Origin of the sequence: Gordonia spumicola (assembly GCF_009932475.1) — a bacterium.
Taxonomy (GTDB): Bacteria; Actinomycetota; Actinomycetes; order Mycobacteriales; family Mycobacteriaceae; genus Gordonia; species Gordonia spumicola.
This window is the reverse complement of record NZ_BJOV01000004.1, coordinates 1-20,131: the sequence shown is the minus strand read 5'-3', so window position 1 is coordinate 20,131 and position 20,131 is coordinate 1. Positions and strand designations below refer to the sequence as shown.

The following is a 20,131-nucleotide window of genomic DNA, read 5'->3' as shown; positions in this document are numbered from 1 at the left end:
CATGACCACCATCGACGACCCCGCTGCCCTCGCCGCTGTCGGCGCGCGGAGCAGCCTGCGCAGGCGCGTGTTCATCGCCAGCGCGGTGGGCAGCGTCATCGAGTACTACGACTTCCTCATCTATGCGACGGCCGCGAGCCTCGTGTTTCCGAAGGTGTTCTTCCCGAACACCGACGGCGCGCTCGGGGTGATCGCCTCCTTCGGCACACTCGCGGTCGGCTACCTCGCCAGACCGCTCGGCGGCGTCCTCTTCGGCCACCTCGGCGACCGACTCGGTCGCAAGTCGATGCTGCTGTGGACACTCGGCCTGATGGGCGCGTCGACGCTGCTCATCGGTCTGCTGCCGAGCCACGCGCAGATAGGGCTCCTCGCTCCGGTCCTGCTCGTGGCGCTGCGGCTCCTGCAGGGCGTCGCGGTCGGCGGCGAGTGGGGCGGCGCCGCGCTGATGGCCGTCGAGCACGCCGACACGAAGCGGCGGGGCCTGCTCGGCAGCGCCACCCAGATCGGCATGTCGGCGGGACTGCTGCTGTCGTTCGCCGCCTTCGCCGCGCTCGGTGCGCTGGATCAGGACGACTTTCTGGCCTGGGGCTGGCGTCTGCCGTTCATCGCGACCGTCGTCATGGTGGCCCTCGGCGTGTACATCCGGATCGGCATCGAGGAGAGCCCGGTCGCCGAGGACGCGAAGCTCGCCGCGAACGCCGACCGTCGGATCCCGCTGGTCGCGGTGCTGCGCGACCGTCCGCGCCAGGTTCTGCTCGGCACCTTCCTCTACGTCGGCCCGTTCATGGCGTACACGGTGGCGACGACGATGCTCGTCGCCTATGCGAGCAAGGAGTACGGCATCGAGCGGCAGTCGCTGCTCAACGGAATGATGATCGGCACAGCGGGCATGCTGATCACGATTCCGGCGTTCGCGATGCTGTCCGACCGGATCGGGCGCAGGCCCGTCTACATCACCTCGGCGCTCCTCACCGCGGCGTGGGTGTTCGTACTGTTCCCGCTGGTCACCTCGGGCAGCTTCGCGCTGATCGTGCTCGCCTACTTCGTCAGCATGACGCTGCTGAACGCGTCGGCCAACAGTCCCGTTCCCGCGCTCCTTGCGGAGTTGTTCCCCACGTCTACCCGCTACACGGGAGTGTCGGTCTGCTATCAGATCGGCGGCATGATCGGCGGCGGTCTCGGCCCGCTGATCGCGACCACGTTCATCGTGCCCGGAGGCCCCGGCGTCGGTGCGGTGTCCGCGATGATCGCCGCGCTGTGCGTGATCTCCGCACTCTGTGCCCACCTCCTCGGCGACACCAGGCGCGTGGACCTCCGCGACGCCTGACCCGCCGACCATCCCTTCACACATCAGGAGAGTCTCATGATCGAGTACTACAACCCGGAATCCGTCGGCGACTTCACCGCCGCGGGGCTCTCGTCGGGCACCGGAACCGACGAACTCGTCTTCGCTCCCGGCCTCGCGATCGACGACACGACCATGAAACGACGTGCGTCGGCCGTGACGATCGCCGACGAGGTGGCCGCGTGCTTCGACAACATCGACGCGATCCTCGCCGAGGCGGGCCTGAGCCGCTCGGACATCGTCAAGACGACGTGCTTCCTCCAGGAGGAGGAGTACCGGATGGAGTTCGTCGGAGCCTACAAGTCGATGTTCGGCGACGGGCCGTACCCCGCGCGCAACACCTTCGTCCTCGGGATCGCATCCGACTGCCGCGTGCAGATCGAGACCATCGCCGTCCGCCCGGCGTCCCGGTGACCGCCTACACCACGCTCCGCCTGGAGCGACACGACGACGGAGTGCGGGTCCTGACGCTCGACGATCCGGACAAACGCAATGCGATCGGGCCGGAGATGCGCGACGAGCTGATCGCGCTGGCCGACGAGGTGCGCGGCGACCCCGAAGCCAGAGCGCTCGTCGTGACGGGTGCGGGCACGGCGTTCTGCGCCGGTGCCGACCTCAATGCGATCTTCCATGAGGGCCAGGGGCCTGCCGAGACGCGCGAGAGCGAACTCTCGTACTACCGGAGCTTCCTCTGGGTTCGGGACCTGCCGTTCCCGACGATCGCAGCCGTCGACGGTCACGCGATCGGTGCGGGAGCCAATCTCGCGCTGGTGTGCGACATCGTGGTCGCGGGTCCCGGAGCCAAGTTCGGGATCACGTTCTCCCGCATCGGACTCCATCCGGGCGGCGGGTGCACGCATTTCCTCACCCAGCGCATCGGCGCGGGGCGGGCGATGCGGTTGGTCCTGCGCGGCGACACCGTCGTCGGGCAGGACGCGCACGCTCACGGTCTGGCAGACGTCTACGCCGAGGATCCGCTCGCGGAGGCTCTCGACACCGCGCACCTCGTGGCCCGGCTCCACCCGGGCCTCGCCGCAGACGTCAAGCGCACGGTCCGTCTCTCGGACGAGAGCGGTTTCGACGCGGTCCTCGGCTACGAGTCGTGGGCTCAGGCGTCGAGTTCTTTCCACGACGGCGTTCGCGACTCGATTCGAGCCGCTGGACGTTCCACATCGCGCCCCCGGGTCGCCGACTCGGTTTCATCAGGAGCAGGGAAATGATCGATCAGGACGTTTTCAAGGACATCATGGCCGCGGCGCCCGGACCGACGACGATCGTCACGTCGACCGGGACCGACGGCAGACATCAGGGGTTGACCATGACTGCGGTCTGCTCGGCATCGCTGGAGCCGCCACTGCTGCTGGTCTGCCTCGATCACGGATCCAACACGTTGCGTGCGGTCCGCGAATCGGGGTCGTTCACCGTCAACTACGTCGCGCGCGGCAATGAGGACGTCGCCATGCGGTTCGCCAAGAAGGCCGACGACAAGTTCGACGGGCTGAAGGTGGCGGTCGCGGAGGACGGGATCGGCGGCCCGGTTCTCGTCGACACCGCGGCGGCGCACGCGATGTGTCGTGTGGAGCAGCTGATCGAGGCCGGTGACCACACGGTTGTGGTCGGTGCGGTGGTCGACGGCGGGGCGAGCGATCAGACGCACGTACTGGCCTACGCGCGGAGGAAGTTCTTCACTCATGATCTGATCGCCTGACCGGTCTGCTAACGTACCGGTTGGTATGTCCGGGTGGGAGAGGTGGTTCTGATGGAGGCTCGTGAAGGGGTTCGCACCAAGCGGACGCGCGATCCGGAGGGTGCTCGAGCCCAACTGCTCGCGAGTGGGGTTCGACTGTTCGAACGTCGCGGGTACGCGGCCACGTCGGTGCAGGCGATCGTCGAAGACGCCGGGCTCACGAAGGGCGCCTTCTATCACCATTTCGGCAGCAAGGAGGACCTGCTCAAGCGGGTCCACGACGAGTTCATCAACTATCAGGTCGGCCGTGCGAGGGCGGTCGTCAACGTTCCCGACGCGACGCCCGTCGAGAAGCTGCGAGGGCTGATCGTCGAGGCGTTGCTGGAGCCGATGTCGATGTACAAGTCCGAGATCACGGTCTTCATGCAGGAGCGGCGGTTTCTCGAAGGCGAGCTCTTCACGGAGATCCAGCGCAAGCGCGACGAGTTCGAGGGCTTCTTCGTCGATGTGATCGAGCAGGGCATGGAGCTGGGTGTGTTCCGTCGGGAGGGCAGCCCTCGGCTCGTGGCGTTCGGCGTGATCGGCATGGGTGCGTGGACGCACGTCTGGCTCGACCTCGACGGTCCGATGACGCCGCGGCAGATCGGTGAGATCTATGCGAACACGATTCTCGGCGGACTGGTGGTCGACTGAGTGCTTGTCGTCATAAGATGCGAGCATGAGTGAACTTACGGAGCGGGACGCGGTCGCGGACTTCCATCGTCGCGCGGCGTCGCAGGAGCCCAGCGACCCGGCGGAGCTCGACGCGATCTGGGCGGCGTTGCCGACGGTCGCGATCGACGAGATCCTCGGCGACTACCGCGGCGGCGAGCTCCCGTCGGGGCATGCGCTCGACGGCAGCCTGGCGACGGTCGGTTGGCACGGGAAGTGGCTGCGCGGACGGTACGACGTCGCACCGATGGTGTGCCGGAACGCGGACGGTGAACTGTACTCGAATCTGGAGATCGGCAAGGGTGCCGCCAGCCTCTGGAACGTGGAGTTCCGCGGTGAGGTGACGGCGACGATGGTGTACGACGGTCAGCCGGTCTTCGACCACTTCAAGCGGGTCGACGAGAACACGCTGATGGGGATCATGAACGGCAGCACCTCACTGGTGCGCGACCGGCACTTCTACTTCTTCCTCGTCCGCGAGTGACGCGTCGCGGCGTTCGATGCCGCGGACGGTCGCCGAGCAGCCTGCGACGGCGAGGGCGATGAGCGCGAAGCCCAGGCCGAAGGTGCCCCAGTCGAAGGGGCCTGCGTCGGCCTGGCCGTCCTGCTTGCGCGCCGAGCCGGCGAGGAACGGGACGATCACCAGCACCGCGAACGCCGCGACCGACTCGGCGATCACGATGCGCGGGAAGTGGTGCAGGGCGAGCCGGGTGAAGGTCCGGTCGTCGCCTGCCGCTCGCGCGCGCCGGATCCGCGGGATCAGGACGAGCGCGTTGTAGGCTCCTGCTCCCACCATGAGGGCGACCAGGATCAGCTTGATCAGCAGGAATCGGCCGTACGACGTGGTGACGAACTGGCCGAACGAGCCGAGGTGCACCCAGGTGAGCCAGATGCCCGACACGGCGATCGCGATGACCGCGCCCATCGCCCAGATGCTGAACCGCGACCACATCTGCTCCCATGCGCCTGCCTCATCGGTGGCCGCGTCGGCATCGAGACGACGACGTGCAGCGATGACACCCGCGGCGGCGAGGACGACAAGGCCGCCCACCCAGATGTCGGTGGCCAGGATGTGCGTCAGCTTGAGTTCGCGGTCGGCGACGGTGTCCAGGTCGGCCGTCGTGAGCGTGAGGGTGAGGCTCGGCATCGCCGCGGCGAGGATCGCCGTCCAGAACCCGGCGACGGCGACGCGCTGTCCGCGACGGATGTTCCAGACGATCGCGGCGAGCACGATGAACGTCACGAACTGGAGGGTGCCCATGACGCCTGCCGCGATCCACGTGCCCTCGGCCTTCGGCAGTGAGAGGTAGTCGCCCGCGTGGGTGAACGTCGCGGCCTGCAGCCAGGAGGCGTCGACGTCCGACTTGGCGACCCGCGCGACGTACTGGAAGTATCCACCGAGTGCTGTGAGGACGGCGACTGGGCGGGCGAGCGCGAGGAGTGCCGCCTCGGTCCGACCGTCGCGAGCTCGTCCGGGCAGCAGGTAGGCGAGGGTCATGGACAAGCCGGTCGCGAACGACAATGCAGCGAAGTAGCCGATCGTGGTCATGATCTGCCAGGCGGGTTTGGCCGAGGGCGCCGATCCAGCGGCAAGCAAGGTTAGGCTATCCATAAGAATACGAACCTTAAGGGTTCCTTAGGAAAATGCGCAAGGGTCAGAGCCGGCGGGGCTGGTGAGAGGCGGTGCGCCACAATGGCGCCATGACTTCGAGCATCGGCCGCGCACGGCAGAACGAGATCTACCGGGCAGGCATCCACGGGCGCAGTCCCTCCATCCCCACGGATTTCGCGACCCTCGAGGAGCGTGCGCGGGCGGCCATGTCGGCCCGCGGGTGGGCGTACATCGCGGGCGGCGCGGGCGAAGGCCGGACCATGGCGGCCAACCGCGACGCACTCGACCGGTGGGCGATCGTCCCCCGCGTCCTGCGGGACACGAGCGAGCGGTCGCTGCAGATCGAGTTGTTCGGTCAGACGCTGCCCGCGCCGATCTTGTTCTCGCCGGTCGGGGCCGGAGCCCTCGCCCACGACCGGGCCGACGTGCACATCGGGCACGCGGCCGCCGAGCTCGGACTCCCGTACATCTTCTCGAATCAGGGCTGCGCGCCGATGGAGGACGTCGCCGCCGAGATGGAGTCGGTCCGTCAGGGCGCGCCGCGCTGGTTCCAGCTGTACTGGTCCACCGACGACCGCCTGGTCCGCAGCCTCGTCTCACGCGCCGAGAAGATGGGTGCGGCGGCCATCGTGGTCACCCTGGACACCACGATGCTGGGCTGGCGCCCGCAGGATCTCAACCTCGGATCGCTGCCGTTCGCGCGTGCCGAGGGCATCGACCAGTACACGTCCGACCCGACGTTCTGGGAGATCGTCTCCGAACGTCTCAAGGGCGCGGTCGCCGCCAAGCCGGAGGTGAGCATCGGGGCGATCAAGACCCTGTTGTCCATCGCCCGCAACGTCCCCGGCGATCTGAGGAAGAACCTCACCGCCCCCGAGCCGAGGGCCGCGGTCGAGACGTTCCTCGACATCTACTCGCGACCGTCGCTCGACTGGGACGACATCCTCACCCTGCGCGAGATGACCGACCTTCCGATCGTCCTCAAGGGCGTCCTGCATCCCGACGACGCGCGCAAGGCCGTCGAGCTCGGGATCGACGGGATCGTCGTCTCCAATCACGGCGGGCGTCAGGTGGACGGATCGATCTCGTCCACCGACGCGCTCGTCGACATCGTCGACGCCGTGAAGGGGCAACTCAAGATCCTCGTCGACTCAGGCTTCTACACCGGCTCCGACGTGTTCAAGGCCCTCGCGCTCGGCGCCGACGCGGTCTGCATCGGCCGCCCGCACATGTACGGCCTCGCGTTGAACGGCGCCGACGGCGCGCGGGATGCCGTGGCGAACATCCTCGCCGAACTGGACCTCACCCTCGGCCTGTCCGGGCACACTGACGTGAACGCACTCGACCGCTCCGCGTTGAAGAGGCTGTAGAACCGTCGTCACACCCACGTGCTGTCGCCGCATGCTGATTGAGCCGTTGTCGGCCCCATCGCCGGTGGGGAGGTGTCTCGCTCGCGGCGACACCTCGACCTCGGCGTGTCTGAGCACACCGACGTGCGGGGCTGGACAGGAGTGTGCTGAAGCGTCTGTGACGTCGTTGCGGAGGCTCGATCAAGCAAGTGTCGGGGTGGCGGGTTCGATGCGATGGCGGCGGGCGAGAAGCAGGATCGCGAGTACGGGATACGCGAGGATCGGAACGAATGTCCCGAGGTAGGCCGTGCTCCCGAGCGTCCCGCTCAGCAACGCGAAGTCGAACAATCCGTGAAGTACAGAGTTCACCGCGTTCGACCCCGATACCCGTCGCGTCAAGTAGAAGAAGTACCCGGCGAGGCCGACGATGATCGCTTGCGGCACGGCGGAAGCTCCGTGACCGACGATGTTGCTCAAATGGACGACGCCGAATATCAGGCTCGACCAGAGCGCGACGCGACCTTCGGTCATCCCGTGCTTGCGAAGCACGGTGACACCGATCCCGCGGAACATCCCTTCTTCTCCCCAACCGACGAACTGCGTCGCGATCAGCAAGGCGAGCGTGTAACCCCATCCCTTGTCGCCCAAGGCGGAGTAGTCGATTCCGAGGACGATAGCCCCTCCGAGAATCGCGGGCACGGCCCACACCCAACGGCTGACCGGACGGTCGTCGGTGAGCACCTGTCGATTCCAGCCGAGCGCGGCGACGACGCCGTAGGTGAAGACGAGTGCCAGTCCGATCGGGATCAGCAGTGTGAAGACGACGCCGCGCGTGGAGTCCATTGAGTCTTCACCTGCGGCTTTGCCGATGAGCAGGCCGCCTGCTTGAAGGATTAGCAAGTACACGACGACGACCGCGGCGAAGGCGAGATAGCTGAGATTCCGGCCGCTCGTGAGGCCTGGAGCACGTGTCATTGCGACATCATATGCACCAGTCGCACGACGGCGATGAACAATACGATCGTCGTCGCCACATGCTGATAGGTGGCGTGCACGTCGCCAGATTTCGACTCGTCACTCGCTCGCGCTCGCGACGGCTCAATCACCGGTGGGGAGGTGTCTCGTACGTGTTCGCGACGGCTCAATCACCGGTGTGGGGCAGATCCAGTTTGCGCGACACGTGCAGTGGAGTGAGACGTCGATCAGGCCACTCCCATCAGCCTGAGCAGGGCGGTGGTCGCCGCGGCGCCGATGATGACGACGACCAGTGGGGCCTTGAACCACGCCGCGGCCACTCCGACGGCGACGCCGATCGGGCGGGCCGGACCGGTGAGCTCGTCGCCGGTGAAGAGCGCTCCGGTGAGCGCGACGGCGATGAGCAACACGATCGTCGCGCGTTCGATGGCCGCTTCGACCTGCGGTGACACCGTGACACGCGTGCGCAAGAGAAGGCCGGCGAGTCGGATGCCGTAGGTTCCCGCGGCGAGTAGCGCGAGCGCCCCGGCGAACTGCCATCCGGTCATGCGTCCACCTCCTCGGGGATCGGCTCGGCGGCGGGACGACGCCGGGTGGCGAGCCGGCCGATCGGGATGCCCAGCAGGGCGAGCATCACCGGCAGTCCGGCGGTGACGAATCCGGCCGTGGCAAGGGCGATCGTTCCGCCGAACACGGCCGCCCAGCGCGTGTCGGGATCGCGCAGGGCGGGCAAGGCGAGCGCGGCCATCAGGGCGGGGAACGCGGCGTCCAACCCCAGGGTCTCGGGACTGGCGATCACCTGGCCGACGAGTGCACCGGTGAGGCCGCCGAGCGGCCATGCCACGACGACGGCGAGTCCGCAGACGAGGAAGGCCCGACGCGCGGCGACGGGATCACGATGGGGTGCGGAGTAGACGGCCGTCTCGTCATTCACGATGTGGGCCGCGGCGTAGATGGTCTTGTCGGTGCGCACGAACCGCCCGATGGACAGTGCGTACGAGAAGTTCCGGGCGTTGACCAGCAGCCCGGCGAGGGCGCCGACGATCGGGACGCCGCCGGCCGCGACGACGGAGACGAGGACGAACTCGGACGATCCGGCGAGGACGACGCACGACATCAGGAGGATCTGCCACCAGGCGAGACCGATGCCGTGGGCGGCCGCGCCGTACGACACGCCGACGACCCACATGGACGCGCCGATGACGAGGATCTCCCGTGGGACGAATGTTCGCCATGATGAACGCATGACCATTATGATGGACCGATGGATGATGTTCGTCAAGATGGACGATCGGCCGATATTTCGAACGCCAACCCGCAGAAGCTGGTCGCCGCGGCGCTGAAGCGCGAACGGACCAGGGCGGGGCTGTCGATCACCGAACTGGCCCGGCGGGCGGGAATCGGCAAGTCGACGCTGTCGCAGTTGGAGTCGGGCGACGGCAATCCGAGCGTCGAGACCCTGTGGTCGATCAGCGTGGCGCTCGGCATCCAGTTCTCCGCGCTCGTCGACGCGCCGCGGCCGAACGTCGAGGTGATCCGGCTCGGCGAAGGTCCGACGATCACCGCTGGTGAAGCCGACTTCTACACGGCGACGCTGTTGTCGGCGGCGCGCCACGGAACGCGGCGCGACGTCTATCTGATCCGCGCCGACCGGGGGAGGCCTCGGGTGTCGCAGCCGCATGCGCGCGGCGTCGTCGAGCACGTCGTGGTGTGCGTCGGGCGGGCGAAGGCCGGGCCGACCGAGTCGGCGGTCGTCCTGAATCCCGGCGACTATGTGAACTATCCGGGCGACGTCGAGCACATCTTCGACGCCCTCGACGACGGCACGATCGCCGTCCTGCTCAGCGAGTCGTAGTCGAGCGAAGTACGCGCGGCGATTGAGCCCACCGCGCGTGGAACGGTGGCCGGGAGCGGTCGGCGGTCGCAGGATCGGGGCCATGACCCGCCAGATCCGTCTCAACGCCTTCGACATGAACTGCGTCGCCCACCAGTCGCCCGGGCTGTGGCGCCATCCCGACGATCGGTCGTGGGACTACAACACGCTCGACTACTGGGTGGACCTGGCGAAGCTCCTGGAACGCGGACGCTTCGACGGATTGTTCATCGCCGATGTGCTCGGCACGTACGACGTGTACGCCGGTACCGACGAGGCCGCGATCCGGCAAGGTGCACAGATCCCCGTGAACGACCCGTTGTTGCTGGTCTCGGCGATGGCGCACGCCACCGAGAACCTCGGATTCGGCGTCACCACCGGCACCGGATTCGAGCATCCGTACCCGTTCGCGCGCAGGCTGTCGACGCTCGACCATCTCACCCGCGGCCGCATCGGATGGAACGTCGTCACCGGCTACCTGCCGGCCGCCGTCCGCAACATGGGCGACGCGGGCCTCCTCGATCACGACGCACGGTACGACCATGCCGACGAGTATCTGACGGTCCTGTACAAGCTGTGGGAGGGATCGTGGCAGGACGACGCCGTCCGACGCGATCGGGCCGCCGGTGTGTTCGCCGACCCGGAGAAGGTCCACCACATCGGGCATCGCGGTGAGCACTTCACGGTGCCGGGCATCCACCTGAGCGAACCGTCCGCCCAGCGCACGCCGGTCGTCTACCAGGCGGGAGCCTCGACGCGCGGAAGTCGTTTCGCGGCAGAGAACGCCGAGGCGATCTTCGTCGCCGCCCCGACCAAGACGATCCTGCGCGACGTGGTCGCCCGCACGCGGGACGCACTGGTCGCAGCGGGTAGAGACCCGTACGACGCCCGGATATACACGCTCGCCACGGTGATCACCGACAGCACGCCGGAGGCGGCCCGGGCGAAGGCCGCCGACTACCGGAGGTACGCGTCGGACGAAGGATCACTCGTCTTCATGTCGGGCTGGATGGGCATCGACTTGTCCCGGTACAGCCTCGACGACCCGATCGGCGCCGTCGAGTCGAACGCGATCCAGTCGGCGGTGGCCGCGTTCTCGCAGGCGGACGAGGACGGTGAGGCGTGGCGGGTGCGCGACGTCGCCGCGTGGGGAGGGATCGGCGGGATGGGACCCGTCCTCATCGGGTCGGGTGACGAGATCGCGGAGACCTTGATCGACTGGGTCGACGACACCGACGTCGACGGATTCAACGTCGCGTACGCGGTGACTCCGGGGTCGTTCCGTGACGTCGTCGATCATGTGATTCCGGCGCTCGACGCACGTGGCGCCTACCAGTCCGAATATCGGCCGGGGTCGCTGAGGAACAAGCTGTTCGGGCGAGGTGATCGTCTCCCGGACAACCATCGGGGCGCGACGTTCCGCGTCGGGGGATCGGCGTCGACGATCGACGACTCGACCCGCGCCGTCCACGTGGGGGCGTGACGGTCAGACGAGCGGGCGGCCGGTGCGGATCCGCCAGCGGACGTCCATGAGCAGCAGCCCGAACGGGAACTGGCGGAGCGGTCGCGGCATGACCTTGACCGCGGCGCGCAGGACCGCGTTGTGAGCGTCGAAGATACGCTTCTGGGTGCGTGTCTGGGTGACGCCGAGCTTGTCGCGGAACTCGGGCGGAAGGTAGCCGACGGTGAGCAGCTCGGACCACGGGCCCAGGATCATCGAGACCGGTTTCGCCGCGAACTGGAACCTGACCAGCGACTTCAGGTAGCTGCGGATCACGTCGTCGAGTTCCATGCTCGCGACGGTCTCGTTCCAGTACGCCTCGAAGTCGGCGCGGGTCGCGGGCCACATCTCGGCGGGCATCTGGAGGGTGGTGCCCATGATCGCGCCCTGGCGGTACGCCTCTTCGGTGATGGCGGACGGGTCGCCGTACAGGCGGACCATGTCCTCCCATCCGCGGTAGAGGCAGGCGGCGACCCACAGCTGGAGCTTCGGGTCGAAGGCGTTGTACTTCACCGGGCTCGACGACGTCGAGCGGACGTGGGCGTGCGACTTGTTGACGGCCTGCCGGTACTTGCGGCGCAGTTCGGCGTCGCCCATCGCGGCGACGGCCAGGTAGGTGAGCGTGGTCCGGGTCCGCTTGATCGGGTGCTTGTACAGGTTGCCGGTGTCGACCTTGCTCTCGTAGACCCCGTAGCCGACGGCGGGCAGAGTGAGCTGCATGATCACGTTCGCGGGTCCGGCCAGGAGTGCGGGCCCGAGGAGAGTCAGGTCGTCGATCTGTTGTTCGTCGAGCTCGACGCGGGTGGCCCGCGGCATCGAGTCGGCTTCGAAGGACTCGATCGGCTGTGCAGTCATGACAACTCCAAGTGATAACGATTGTTTCCTGTTATCGATTCAACGCGTGACGTCGTCCGCTGTCAAGGAATGGAATGTCAGTATGGACTCCGTGACGAAGCCGGGTGAGACAGCGAACGAACTCCGTTCGTACGGGGGCGAAGCGGGCGACGCCAGGGTGGCCCGTCGCCGCGCGGCGCTCGTCGACGCGAGCCTGGGCATGCTGACCGAACCGGAGAGCGGCGCCGTGACCGTCCGGGGGATATGCGCCCGCGCGGGTCTCACGCCGCGCTACTTCTATGAGAGCTTCGACAACATCGACGCACTCGCGAGCGCCACCTACGACGGCGTGATCGCGGAGATCGCCGAGCGGGCGGCGGCTGCGTTCGCGTCCGGTCAGGATCCGCACGACAAGGTCCAGGCGGCCGTCGAGGCGATCGTCGACGTGATCGACTCCGACCGACGCAAAGGCAGACTCATCTTCTCCGACACGCTGCACAGTCCCGTTCTCGCAGGTAGGAGGGCGGCGTCGCTGGAACTGTTCGCTGCCCTCACCTCCGAGTCGGCGGCCCAGGTGGGGCGCATCGCACGTGTCGATGAGACGATGGCCGCAGCGCACTTCCAGGTGGGCGGCCTCGGCCGCGTCCTCGCCTCGTGGACCGAGGGTCGCTTGGACCTCGATCGCGACCGACTCGTCGCGGTGTGTGTGCGCATGATGCTGCCGACCTCGGCGGAGCGGAGCTGACTCGATGACCCGACAGACGACCGGATCGTGGCGCGACTACGGCGCCGTCCACCTTCCGGCGCCGTTGAGCGCAGCGCTCGAAGCGTTCATGGAGCACGGCTACCACGGCACATCGGTGCGCGACATAGCTTCCCGCGCAGGGCTTTCCGTGCCGGGCCTCTATCACCACTACCCGTCGAAGCAGTCGCTTCTGCAGGGGCTGCTCGAGCTGACGATGACCGACCTTCTGCGTCGTTCGGCGCAGGCGATCGAGGAGGCGGGCGACGATCCGCTGACTCGGTTCGACGCCGTCGTCGAATCGCTGTTGCGCTTCCACATGTTCCGACGTGAGCAGGCGTTCGTCGGGTCGACCGAGCTTCGGAGCCTCGACGACGAGTACCGCCCGACGTACATCGGGCACCGCACGCGCCAGCAGCGGATGGTCGACGAGATCGTATCGACGGTGTGGCCGCGGGCGTGTTCGACACGTCGGACGCGAAGGGCGCCTGCGCGGGCGGTGGCGACGTATGTGCGTCGCCACCGCCCCGCGCGGCGCCCTTCGCGTCCGACGTGTCGAACACGCCCGCGGCCACACCGTCGATGACGATCTCGTCGACCATCCGCTGCTGCGTCGTTGCGGTGCCCGATGTACGTCGGGTCGGTACTCGTCTCGAGGCTCCCGAGCTCGGTCGACCCGACGAACGCCTGCTCACGTCGGAACATGTGGAAGCGCAACAGCGATTCGACGACGGGCGTCGAACCGAGTCACGGGATCGTCGCCCGCCTCCTCGATCGCCTGCGCCGAACGACGCAGAAGGTCGGTCATCGTCCAGCTCGAGCAGCCCCTGCAGAAGCGACTGCTTCGACGGGTAGTGGTGATAGAGGCCCGGCACGGAAAGCCCTGCGCGGGAAGCTATGTCGCGCACCGATGTGCCGTGGTAGCCGTGCTCCATGAACGCTTCGAGCGCTGCGCTCAAACGGCGCCGGAAGGTGGACGGCGCCGTAGTCGCGCCACGATCCGGTCGTCTGTCGGGTCATCGAGTCAGCTCCGCTCCGCCGAGGTCGGCAGCATCATGCGCACACACACCGCGACGAGTCGGTCGCGATCGAGGTCCAAGCGACCCTCGGTCCACGAGGCGAGGACGCGGCCGAGGCCGCCCACCTGGAAGTGCGCTGCGGCCATCGTCTCATCGACACGTGCGATGCGCCCCACCTGGGCCGCCGACTCGGAGGTGAGGGCAGCGAACAGTTCCAGCGACGCCGCCCTCCTACCTGCGAGAACGGGACTGTGCAGCGTGTCGGAGAAGATGAGTCTGCCTTTGCGTCGGTCGGAGTCGATCACGTCGACGATCGCCTCGACGGCCGCCTGGACCTTGTCGTGCGGATCCTGACCGGACGCGAACGCAGCCGCCGCCCGCTCGGCGATCTCCGCGATCACGCCGTCGTAGGTGGCGCTCGCGAGTGCGTCGATGTTGTCGAAGCTCTCATAGAAGTAGCGCGGCGTGAGACCCGCGCGGGCGCATATCCCCCGGACGGTCACGGCGCCGCTCTCCGGTTCGGTCAGCATGCCCAGGCTCGCGTCGACGAGCGCCGCGCGGCGACGGGCCACCCTGGCGTCGCCCGCTTCGCCCCCGTACGAACGGAGTTCGTTCGCTGTCTCACCCGGCTTCGTCACGGAGTCCATACTGACATTCCATTCCTTGACAGCGGACGACGTCACGCGTTGAATCGATAACAGGAAACAATCGTTATCACTTGGAGTTGTCATGACTGCACAGCCGATCGAGTCCTTCGAAGCCGACTCGATGCCGCGGGCCACCCGCGTCGAGCTCGACGAACAACAGATCGACGACCTGACTCTCCTCGGGCCCGCACTCCTGGCCGGACCCGCGAACGTGATCATGCAGCTCACTCTGCCCGCCGTCGGCTACGGGGTCTACGAGAGCAAGGTCGACACCGGCAACCTGTACAAGCACCCGATCAAGCGGACCCGGACCACGCTCACCTACCTGGCCGTCGCCGCGATGGGCGACGCCGAACTGCGCCGCAAGTACCGGCAGGCCGTCAACAAGTCGCACGCCCACGTCCGCTCGACGTCGTCGAGCCCGGTGAAGTACAACGCCTTCGACCCGAAGCTCCAGCTGTGGGTCGCCGCCTGCCTCTACCGCGGATGGGAGGACATGGTCCGCCTGTACGGCGACCCGTCCGCCATCACCGAAGAGGCGTACCGCCAGGGCGCGATCATGGGCACCACCCTCCAGATGCCCGCCGAGATGTGGCCCGCGACCCGCGCCGACTTCGAGGCGTACTGGAACGAGACCGTCGCGAGCATGGAACTCGACGACGTGATCCGCAGCTACCTGAAGTCGCTGGTCAGGTTCCAGTTCGCGGCGAAACCGGTCTCGATGATCCTGGGCCCGTGGTCCGAGCTGCTCACCGTCGGCTACCTTCCGCCCGAGTTCCGCGACAAGCTCGGCGTCACCCAGACACGCACCCAGAAGCGTATCTTCGACGCTCACAACGCGGTCCTGCGCGCCGCGGTCAAGGTCATGCCGCGACCGCTCCGCCAGTTCCCGTTCGGGCTGCTGCTCATGGACGTCCGCTGGCGGATCCGCACCGGCCGCCCGCTCGTCTGACCGTCACGCCCCCACGTGGACGGCGCGGGTCGAGTCGTCGATCGTCGACGCCGATCCCCCGACGCGGAACGTCGCGCCCCGATGGTTGTCCGGGAGACGATCACCTCGCCCGAACAGCTTGTTCCTCAGCGACCCCGGCCGATATTCGGACTGGTAGGCGCCACGTGCGTCGAGCGCCGGAATCACATGATCGACGACGTCACGGAACGACCCCGGAGTCACCGCGTACGCGACGTTGAATCCGTCGACGTCGGTGTCGTCGACCCAGTCGATCAAGGTCTCCGCGATCTCGTCACCCGACCCGATGAGGACGGGTCCCATCCCGCCGATCCCTCCCCACGCGGCGACGTCGCGCACCCGCCACGCCTCACCGTCCTCGTCCGCCTGCGAGAACGCGGCCACCGCCGACTGGATCGCGTTCGACTCGACGGCGCCGATCGGGTCGTCGAGGCTGTACCGGGACAAGTCGATGCCCATCCAGCCCGACATGAAGACGAGTGATCCTTCGTCCGACGCGTACCTCCGGTAGTCGGCGGCCTTCGCCCGGGCCGCCTCCGGCGTGCTGTCGGTGATCACCGTGGCGAGCGTGTATATCCGGGCGTCGTACGGGTCTCTACCCGCTGCGACCAGTGCGTCCCGCGTGCGGGCGACCACGTCGCGCAGGATCGTCTTGGTCGGGGCGGCGACGAAGATCGCCTCGGCGTTCTCTGCCGCGAAACGACTTCCGCGCGTCGAGGCTCCCGCCTGGTAGACGACCGGCGTGCGCTGGGCGGACGGTTCGCTCAGGTGGATGCCCGGCACCGTGAAGTGCTCACCGCGATGCCCGATGTGGTGGACCTTCTCCGGGTCGGCGAACACACCGGCGGCCCGATCGCGTCGGACGGCGTCGTCCTGCCACGATCCCTCCCACAGCTTGTACAGGACCGTCAGATACTCGTCGGCATGGTCGTACCGTGCGTCGTGATCGAGGAGGCCCGCGTCGCCCATGTTGCGGACGGCGGCCGGCAGGTAGCCGGTGACGACGTTCCATCCGATGCGGCCGCGGGTGAGATGGTCGAGCGTCGACAGCCTGCGCGCGAACGGGTACGGATGCTCGAATCCGGTGCCGGTGGTGACGCCGAATCCGAGGTTCTCGGTGGCGTGCGCCATCGCCGAGACCAGCAACAACGGGTCGTTCACGGGGATCTGTGCACCTTGCCGGATCGCGGCCTCGTCGGTACCGGCGTACACGTCGTACGTGCCGAGCACATCGGCGATGAACAATCCGTCGAAGCGTCCGCGTTCCAGGAGCTTCGCCAGGTCCACCCAGTAGTCGAGCGTGTTGTAGTCCCACGACCGATCGTCGGGATGGCGCCACAGCCCGGGCGACTGGTGGGCGACGCAGTTCATGTCGAAGGCGTTGAGACGGATCTGGCGGGTCATGGCCCCGATCCTGCGACCGCCGACCGCTCCCGGCCACCGTTCCACGCGCGGTGGGCTCAATCGCCGCGCGTACTTCGCTCGACTACGACTCGCTGAGCAGGACGGCGATCGTGCCGTCGTCGAGGGCGTCGAAGATGTGCTCGACGTCGCCCGGATAGTTCACATAGTCGCCGGGATTCAGGACGACCGCCGACTCGGTCGGCCCGGCCTTCGCCCGCCCGACGCACACCACGACGTGCTCGACGACGCCGCGCGCATGCGGCTGCGACACCCGAGGCCTCCCCCGGTCGGCGCGGATCAGATAGACGTCGCGCCGCGTTCCGTGGCGCGCCGCCGACAACAGCGTCGCCGTGTAGAAGTCGGCTTCACCAGCGGTGATCGTCGGACCTTCGCCGAGCCGGATCACCTCGACGTTCGGCCGCGGCGCGTCGACGAGCGCGGAGAACTGGATGCCGAGCGCCACGCTGATCGACCACAGGGTCTCGACGCTCGGATTGCCGTCGCCCGACTCCAACTGCGACAGCGTCGACTTGCCGATTCCCGCCCGCCGGGCCAGTTCGGTGATCGACAGCCCCGCCCTGGTCCGTTCGCGCTTCAGCGCCGCGGCGACCAGCTTCTGCGGGTTGGCGTTCGAAATATCGGCCGATCGTCCATCTTGACGAACATCATCCATCGGTCCATCATAATGGTCATGCGTTCATCATGGCGAACATTCGTCCCACGGGAGATCCTCGTCATCGGCGCGTCCATGTGGGTCGTCGGCGTGTCGTACGGCGCGGCCGCCCACGGCATCGGTCTCGCCTGGTGGCAGATCCTCCTGATGTCGTGCGTCGTCCTCGCCGGATCGTCCGAGTTCGTCCTCGTCTCCGTCGTCGCGGCCGGCGGCGTCCCGATCGTCGGCGCCCTCGCCGGGCTGCTGGTCAACGCCCGGAACTTCTCGTACGCACTGTCCATCGGGCGGTTCGTGCGCACCGACAAGACCATCTACGCCGCGGCCCACATCGTGAATGACGAGACGGCCGTCTACTCCGCACCCCATCGTGATCCCGTCGCCGCGCGTCGGGCCTTCCTCGTCTGCGGACTCGCCGTCGTCGTGGCATGGCCGCTCGGCGGCCTCACCGGTGCACTCGTCGGCCAGGTGATCGCCAGTCCCGAGACCCTGGGGTTGGACGCCGCGTTCCCCGCCCTGATGGCCGCGCTCGCCTTGCCCGCCCTGCGCGATCCCGACACGCGCTGGGCGGCCGTGTTCGGCGGAACGATCGCCCTTGCCACGGCCGGATTCGTCACCGCCGGACTGCCGGTGATGCTCGCCCTGCTGGGCATCCCGATCGGCCGGCTCGCCACCCGGCGTCGTCCCGCCGCCGAGCCGATCCCCGAGGAGGTGGACGCATGACCGGATGGCAGTTCGCCGGGGCGCTCGCGCTACTCGCCGCGGGAACCTACGGCATCCGACTCGCCGGCCTTCTCTTGCGCACGCGTGTCACGGTGTCACCGCAGGTCGAAGCGGCCATCGAACGCGCGACGATCGTGTTGCTCATCGCCGTCGCGCTCACCGGAGCGCTCTTCACCGGCGACGAGCTCACCGGTCCGGCCCGCCCGATCGGCGTCGCCGTCGGAGTGGCCGCGGCGTGGTTCAAGGCCCCACTGGTCGTCGTCATCATCGGCGCCGCGGCGACCACCGCCCTGCTCAGGCTGATGGGAGTGGCCTGATCGACGTCTCACTCCACTGCACGTGTCGCGCAAACTGGATCTGCCCCACACCGGTGATTGAGCCGTCGCGAACACGTACGAGACACCTCCCCACCGGTGATTGAGCCGTCGCGAGCGCGAGCGAGTGACGAGTCGAAATCTGGCGACGTGCACGCCACCTATCAGCATGTGGCGACGACGATCGTATTGTTCATCGCCGTCGTGCGACTGGTGCATATGATGTCGCAATGACACGTGCTCCAGGCCTCACGAGCGGCCGGAATCTCAGCTATCTCGCCTTCGCCGCGGTCGTCGTCGTGTACTTGCTAATCCTTCAAGCAGGCGGCCTGCTCATCGGCAAAGCCGCAGGTGAAGACTCAATGGACTCCACGCGCGGCGTCGTCTTCACACTGCTGATCCCGATCGGACTGGCACTCGTCTTCACCTACGGCGTCGTCGCCGCGCTCGGCTGGAATCGACAGGTGCTCACCGACGACCGTCCGGTCAGCCGTTGGGTGTGGGCCGTGCCCGCGATTCTCGGAGGGGCTATCGTCCTCGGAATCGACTACTCCGCCTTGGGCGACAAGGGATGGGGTTACACGCTCGCCTTGCTGATCGCGACGCAGTTCGTCGGTTGGGGAGAAGAAGGGATGTTCCGCGGGATCGGTGTCACCGTGCTTCGCAAGCACGGGATGACCGAAGGTCGCGTCGCGCTCTGGTCGAGCCTGATATTCGGCGTCGTCCATTTGAGCAACATCGTCGGTCACGGAGCTTCCGCCGTGCCGCAAGCGATCATCGTCGGCCTCGCCGGGTACTTCTTCTACTTGACGCGACGGGTATCGGGGTCGAACGCGGTGAACTCTGTACTTCACGGATTGTTCGACTTCGCGTTGCTGAGCGGGACGCTCGGGAGCACGGCCTACCTCGGGACATTCGTTCCGATCCTCGCGTATCCCGTACTCGCGATCCTGCTTCTCGCCCGCCGCCATCGCATCGAACCCGCCACCCCGACACTTGCTTGATCGAGCCTCCGCAACGACGTCACAGACGCTTCAGCACACTCCTGTCCAGCCCCGCACGTCGGTGTGCTCAGACACGCCGAGGTCGAGGTGTCGCCGCGAGCGAGACACCTCCCCACCGGCGATGGGGCCGACAACGGCTCAATCAGCATGCGGCGACAGCACGTGGGTGTGACGACGGTTCTACAGCCTCTTCAACGCGGAGCGGTCGAGTGCGTTCACGTCAGTGTGCCCGGACAGGCCGAGGGTGAGGTCCAGTTCGGCGAGGATGTTCGCCACGGCATCCCGCGCGCCGTCGGCGCCGTTCAACGCGAGGCCGTACATGTGCGGGCGGCCGATGCAGACCGCGTCGGCGCCGAGCGCGAGGGCCTTGAACACGTCGGAGCCGGTGTAGAAGCCTGAGTCGACGAGGATCTTGAGTTGCCCCTTCACGGCGTCGACGATGTCGACGAGCGCGTCGGTGGACGAGATCGATCCGTCCACCTGACGCCCGCCGTGATTGGAGACGACGATCCCGTCGATCCCGAGCTCGACGGCCTTGCGCGCGTCGTCGGGATGCAGGACGCCCTTGAGGACGATCGGAAGGTCGGTCATCTCGCGCAGGGTGAGGATGTCGTCCCAGTCGAGCGACGGTCGCGAGTAGATGTCGAGGAACGTCTCGACCGCGGCCCTCGGCTCGGGGGCGGTGAGGTTCTTCCTCAGATCGCCGGGGACGTTGCGGGCGATGGACAACAGGGTCTTGATCGCCCCGATG

General features: G+C 67.5%; 23 protein-coding genes and 2 pseudogenes. 15 read left to right on the top strand and 10 right to left on the bottom strand.

All coding sequences use genetic code 11. The features are described from left to right. Nucleotide 1: 1 nt before the first annotated feature. From GYB83_RS11185 to GYB83_RS11160, 6 genes are read left to right on the top strand one after another with little or no spacing between them, the layout of a single operon-like run. Nucleotides 2-1,327, top strand: a complete 1,326-nt coding sequence (locus tag GYB83_RS11185; protein ID WP_161895411.1) for an MFS transporter — start codon at nucleotides 2-4, stop codon at nucleotides 1,325-1,327. A 36-nt stretch (nucleotides 1,328-1,363) separates the two neighbouring features. Next, complete coding sequence (locus GYB83_RS11180; protein WP_161895410.1) at nucleotides 1,364-1,759, top strand: RidA family protein; 396 nt, start codon at nucleotides 1,364-1,366, stop codon at nucleotides 1,757-1,759. Further along, entirely contained in the window at nucleotides 1,756-2,565 is an 810-nt protein-coding gene (locus GYB83_RS11175; protein WP_161895409.1) for an enoyl-CoA hydratase-related protein, read from the top strand. Before GYB83_RS11180 ends, GYB83_RS11175 begins: the two co-directional genes overlap by 4 nt. Then, on the top strand, nucleotides 2,562-3,053 hold the full coding sequence (locus tag GYB83_RS11170) for a flavin reductase family protein (RefSeq protein WP_161895408.1): 492 nt from the start codon (nucleotides 2,562-2,564) through the stop codon (nucleotides 3,051-3,053). Before GYB83_RS11175 ends, GYB83_RS11170 begins: the two co-directional genes overlap by 4 nt. Nucleotides 3,054-3,104: 51 nt before the next feature. Continuing rightward, nucleotides 3,105-3,725 carry a TetR/AcrR family transcriptional regulator gene (locus GYB83_RS11165; RefSeq protein WP_161895407.1) on the top strand — a complete coding sequence of 207 codons (621 nt, stop codon included), beginning with the start codon at nucleotides 3,105-3,107 and terminating at the stop codon, nucleotides 3,723-3,725. 25 nt (nucleotides 3,726-3,750) lie between these two features. Beyond that, entirely contained in the window at nucleotides 3,751-4,227 is a 477-nt protein-coding gene (locus GYB83_RS11160) for a DUF4334 domain-containing protein (RefSeq protein ID WP_161895406.1), read from the top strand. On the opposite strand, the gene GYB83_RS11155 is transcribed toward GYB83_RS11160, so the two are convergent. Continuing rightward, entirely contained in the window at nucleotides 4,180-5,292 is a 1,113-nt protein-coding gene (locus tag GYB83_RS11155) for a CopD family protein (RefSeq protein WP_228461372.1), read from the bottom strand. The genes GYB83_RS11160 and GYB83_RS11155 overlap by 48 nt on opposite strands. 152 nt (nucleotides 5,293-5,444) lie before the next feature. Here GYB83_RS11155 and GYB83_RS11150 point away from each other — a divergent pair, with 152 nt between their 5' ends. Further along, nucleotides 5,445-6,725: an alpha-hydroxy-acid oxidizing protein gene (locus GYB83_RS11150; RefSeq protein ID WP_161895404.1), complete on the top strand. Its 1,281-nt coding sequence runs from the start codon at nucleotides 5,445-5,447 to the stop codon at nucleotides 6,723-6,725. A gap of 180 nt (nucleotides 6,726-6,905) precedes the next feature. Here GYB83_RS11150 and GYB83_RS11145 read toward each other — a convergent pair whose 3' ends face one another. The 3 genes from GYB83_RS11145 to GYB83_RS11135 all read right to left on the bottom strand — a co-directional run bounded on the left by GYB83_RS11145 (nucleotide 6,906) and on the right by GYB83_RS11135 (nucleotide 8,925). Then, nucleotides 6,906-7,679 (bottom strand): CPBP family intramembrane glutamic endopeptidase, encoded by a 774-nt coding sequence (locus tag GYB83_RS11145; protein ID WP_161895403.1) that lies wholly within the window; start codon nucleotides 7,677-7,679, stop codon nucleotides 6,906-6,908. 227 nt (nucleotides 7,680-7,906) lie between these two features. Further along, nucleotides 7,907-8,227, bottom strand: a complete 321-nt coding sequence (locus GYB83_RS11140) for an AzlD domain-containing protein (RefSeq protein ID WP_161895402.1) — start codon at nucleotides 8,225-8,227, stop codon at nucleotides 7,907-7,909. Then, nucleotides 8,224-8,925, bottom strand: coding sequence for an AzlC family ABC transporter permease (locus tag GYB83_RS11135; RefSeq protein ID WP_161895401.1), 702 nt, complete (start codon nucleotides 8,923-8,925; stop codon nucleotides 8,224-8,226). The genes GYB83_RS11140 and GYB83_RS11135 overlap by 4 nt, the downstream gene beginning before the upstream one ends. Nucleotides 8,926-8,943: 18 nt before the next feature. On the opposite strand from GYB83_RS11135, the gene GYB83_RS11130 reads away from it, so the two are divergent. Both GYB83_RS11130 and GYB83_RS11125 read left to right on the top strand, forming a co-directional pair. Further along, nucleotides 8,944-9,534 carry a helix-turn-helix domain-containing protein gene (locus tag GYB83_RS11130; RefSeq protein ID WP_161895400.1) on the top strand — a complete coding sequence of 197 codons (591 nt, stop codon included), beginning with the start codon at nucleotides 8,944-8,946 and terminating at the stop codon, nucleotides 9,532-9,534. A gap of 82 nt (nucleotides 9,535-9,616) precedes the next feature. Then, nucleotides 9,617-11,035: an LLM class flavin-dependent oxidoreductase gene (locus tag GYB83_RS11125; protein ID WP_161895399.1), complete on the top strand. Its 1,419-nt coding sequence runs from the start codon at nucleotides 9,617-9,619 to the stop codon at nucleotides 11,033-11,035. Between the two features lie 3 nt (nucleotides 11,036-11,038). Here the strand turns inward: GYB83_RS11125 and GYB83_RS11120 are convergent, their stop codons facing one another. Next, nucleotides 11,039-11,908, bottom strand: coding sequence for an oxygenase MpaB family protein (locus GYB83_RS11120; RefSeq protein WP_161895398.1), 870 nt, complete (start codon nucleotides 11,906-11,908; stop codon nucleotides 11,039-11,041). Nucleotides 11,909-11,990: 82 nt separating this feature from the next. Here GYB83_RS11120 and GYB83_RS11115 point away from each other — a divergent pair, with 82 nt between their 5' ends. Beyond that, nucleotides 11,991-12,632 carry a TetR/AcrR family transcriptional regulator gene (locus tag GYB83_RS11115; protein WP_161895397.1) on the top strand — a complete coding sequence of 214 codons (642 nt, stop codon included), beginning with the start codon at nucleotides 11,991-11,993 and terminating at the stop codon, nucleotides 12,630-12,632. A 4-nt stretch (nucleotides 12,633-12,636) separates the two neighbouring features. Beyond that, nucleotides 12,637-13,142, top strand: a pseudogene (locus GYB83_RS11110) (TetR/AcrR family transcriptional regulator); the annotation flags it as partial. A gap of 14 nt (nucleotides 13,143-13,156) precedes the next feature. Here the strand turns inward: GYB83_RS11110 and GYB83_RS11105 are convergent. Together GYB83_RS11105 and GYB83_RS11100 are read right to left on the bottom strand one after the other, a co-directional pair. Next, a pseudogene (locus GYB83_RS11105) lies at nucleotides 13,157-13,649 on the bottom strand (TetR/AcrR family transcriptional regulator); the annotation flags it as partial. Between the two features lie 4 nt (nucleotides 13,650-13,653). Beyond that, nucleotides 13,654-14,295, bottom strand: a complete 642-nt coding sequence (locus tag GYB83_RS11100; protein ID WP_161895397.1) for a TetR/AcrR family transcriptional regulator — start codon at nucleotides 14,293-14,295, stop codon at nucleotides 13,654-13,656. Nucleotides 14,296-14,377: 82 nt separating this feature from the next. On the opposite strand from GYB83_RS11100, the gene GYB83_RS11095 reads away from it, so the two are divergent. After that, nucleotides 14,378-15,247: an oxygenase MpaB family protein gene (locus GYB83_RS11095; protein ID WP_161895398.1), complete on the top strand. Its 870-nt coding sequence runs from the start codon at nucleotides 14,378-14,380 to the stop codon at nucleotides 15,245-15,247. Nucleotides 15,248-15,250: 3 nt separating this feature from the next. Here GYB83_RS11095 and GYB83_RS11090 read toward each other — a convergent pair whose 3' ends face one another. Together GYB83_RS11090 and GYB83_RS11085 are read right to left on the bottom strand one after the other, a co-directional pair. Continuing rightward, nucleotides 15,251-16,669, bottom strand: a complete 1,419-nt coding sequence (locus GYB83_RS11090; protein WP_161895399.1) for an LLM class flavin-dependent oxidoreductase — start codon at nucleotides 16,667-16,669, stop codon at nucleotides 15,251-15,253. A gap of 82 nt (nucleotides 16,670-16,751) precedes the next feature. Next, nucleotides 16,752-17,342: a helix-turn-helix domain-containing protein gene (locus tag GYB83_RS11085; RefSeq protein ID WP_161895400.1), complete on the bottom strand. Its 591-nt coding sequence runs from the start codon at nucleotides 17,340-17,342 to the stop codon at nucleotides 16,752-16,754. An 18-nt stretch (nucleotides 17,343-17,360) separates the two neighbouring features. Between GYB83_RS11085 and GYB83_RS11080 the strand changes: the two genes are divergently transcribed. From GYB83_RS11080 to GYB83_RS11070, 3 genes are all read left to right on the top strand, one after another. Next, nucleotides 17,361-18,062 carry an AzlC family ABC transporter permease gene (locus GYB83_RS11080; RefSeq protein ID WP_161895401.1) on the top strand — a complete coding sequence of 234 codons (702 nt, stop codon included), beginning with the start codon at nucleotides 17,361-17,363 and terminating at the stop codon, nucleotides 18,060-18,062. Beyond that, nucleotides 18,059-18,379, top strand: a complete 321-nt coding sequence (locus GYB83_RS11075; RefSeq protein ID WP_161895402.1) for an AzlD domain-containing protein — start codon at nucleotides 18,059-18,061, stop codon at nucleotides 18,377-18,379. Before GYB83_RS11080 ends, GYB83_RS11075 begins: the two co-directional genes overlap by 4 nt. Nucleotides 18,380-18,606: 227 nt before the next feature. Then, nucleotides 18,607-19,380: a CPBP family intramembrane glutamic endopeptidase gene (locus GYB83_RS11070; RefSeq protein WP_161895403.1), complete on the top strand. Its 774-nt coding sequence runs from the start codon at nucleotides 18,607-18,609 to the stop codon at nucleotides 19,378-19,380. A 180-nt stretch (nucleotides 19,381-19,560) separates the two neighbouring features. Here the strand turns inward: GYB83_RS11070 and GYB83_RS11065 are convergent. Next, nucleotides 19,561-20,131: alpha-hydroxy-acid oxidizing protein (locus tag GYB83_RS11065; protein ID WP_186349770.1), on the bottom strand; the 571-nt coding region annotated here is incomplete at its 5' end.

Excerpts from the sequence above, each read along its gene's own strand:
- GYB83_RS11070 (WP_161895403.1), top strand. The coding sequence starts at position 18,607 with ATGACACGTGCTCCAGGCCTCACGAGCGGCCGGAATCTCAGCTATCTC.
- GYB83_RS11125 (WP_161895399.1), top strand. The coding sequence starts at position 9,617 with ATGACCCGCCAGATCCGTCTCAACGCCTTCGACATGAACTGCGTCGCC.
- GYB83_RS11180 (WP_161895410.1), top strand. The coding sequence starts at position 1,364 with ATGATCGAGTACTACAACCCGGAATCCGTCGGCGACTTCACCGCCGCG.
- GYB83_RS11135 (WP_161895401.1), bottom strand. The coding sequence starts at position 8,925 with ATGCGTTCATCATGGCGAACATTCGTCCCACGGGAGATCCTCGTCATC.
- GYB83_RS11140 (WP_161895402.1), bottom strand. The coding sequence starts at position 8,227 with ATGACCGGATGGCAGTTCGCCGGGGCGCTCGCGCTACTCGCCGCGGGA.
- GYB83_RS11155 (WP_228461372.1), bottom strand. The coding sequence starts at position 5,292 with ATGACCACGATCGGCTACTTCGCTGCATTGTCGTTCGCGACCGGCTTG.
- GYB83_RS11130 (WP_161895400.1), top strand. The coding sequence starts at position 8,944 with ATGGATGATGTTCGTCAAGATGGACGATCGGCCGATATTTCGAACGCC.
- GYB83_RS11115 (WP_161895397.1), top strand. The coding sequence starts at position 11,991 with ATGGACTCCGTGACGAAGCCGGGTGAGACAGCGAACGAACTCCGTTCG.
- GYB83_RS11170 (WP_161895408.1), top strand. The coding sequence starts at position 2,562 with ATGATCGATCAGGACGTTTTCAAGGACATCATGGCCGCGGCGCCCGGA.
- GYB83_RS11185 (WP_161895411.1), top strand. The coding sequence starts at position 2 with ATGACCACCATCGACGACCCCGCTGCCCTCGCCGCTGTCGGCGCGCGG.
- GYB83_RS11075 (WP_161895402.1), top strand. The coding sequence starts at position 18,059 with ATGACCGGATGGCAGTTCGCCGGGGCGCTCGCGCTACTCGCCGCGGGA.
- GYB83_RS11085 (WP_161895400.1), bottom strand. The coding sequence starts at position 17,342 with ATGGATGATGTTCGTCAAGATGGACGATCGGCCGATATTTCGAACGCC.
- GYB83_RS11165 (WP_161895407.1), top strand. The coding sequence starts at position 3,105 with ATGGAGGCTCGTGAAGGGGTTCGCACCAAGCGGACGCGCGATCCGGAG.
- GYB83_RS11090 (WP_161895399.1), bottom strand. The coding sequence starts at position 16,669 with ATGACCCGCCAGATCCGTCTCAACGCCTTCGACATGAACTGCGTCGCC.
- GYB83_RS11145 (WP_161895403.1), bottom strand. The coding sequence starts at position 7,679 with ATGACACGTGCTCCAGGCCTCACGAGCGGCCGGAATCTCAGCTATCTC.
- GYB83_RS11080 (WP_161895401.1), top strand. The coding sequence starts at position 17,361 with ATGCGTTCATCATGGCGAACATTCGTCCCACGGGAGATCCTCGTCATC.
- GYB83_RS11160 (WP_161895406.1), top strand. The coding sequence starts at position 3,751 with ATGAGTGAACTTACGGAGCGGGACGCGGTCGCGGACTTCCATCGTCGC.
- GYB83_RS11150 (WP_161895404.1), top strand. The coding sequence starts at position 5,445 with ATGACTTCGAGCATCGGCCGCGCACGGCAGAACGAGATCTACCGGGCA.
- GYB83_RS11100 (WP_161895397.1), bottom strand. The coding sequence starts at position 14,295 with ATGGACTCCGTGACGAAGCCGGGTGAGACAGCGAACGAACTCCGTTCG.
- GYB83_RS11120 (WP_161895398.1), bottom strand. The coding sequence starts at position 11,908 with ATGACTGCACAGCCGATCGAGTCCTTCGAAGCCGACTCGATGCCGCGG.
- GYB83_RS11095 (WP_161895398.1), top strand. The coding sequence starts at position 14,378 with ATGACTGCACAGCCGATCGAGTCCTTCGAAGCCGACTCGATGCCGCGG.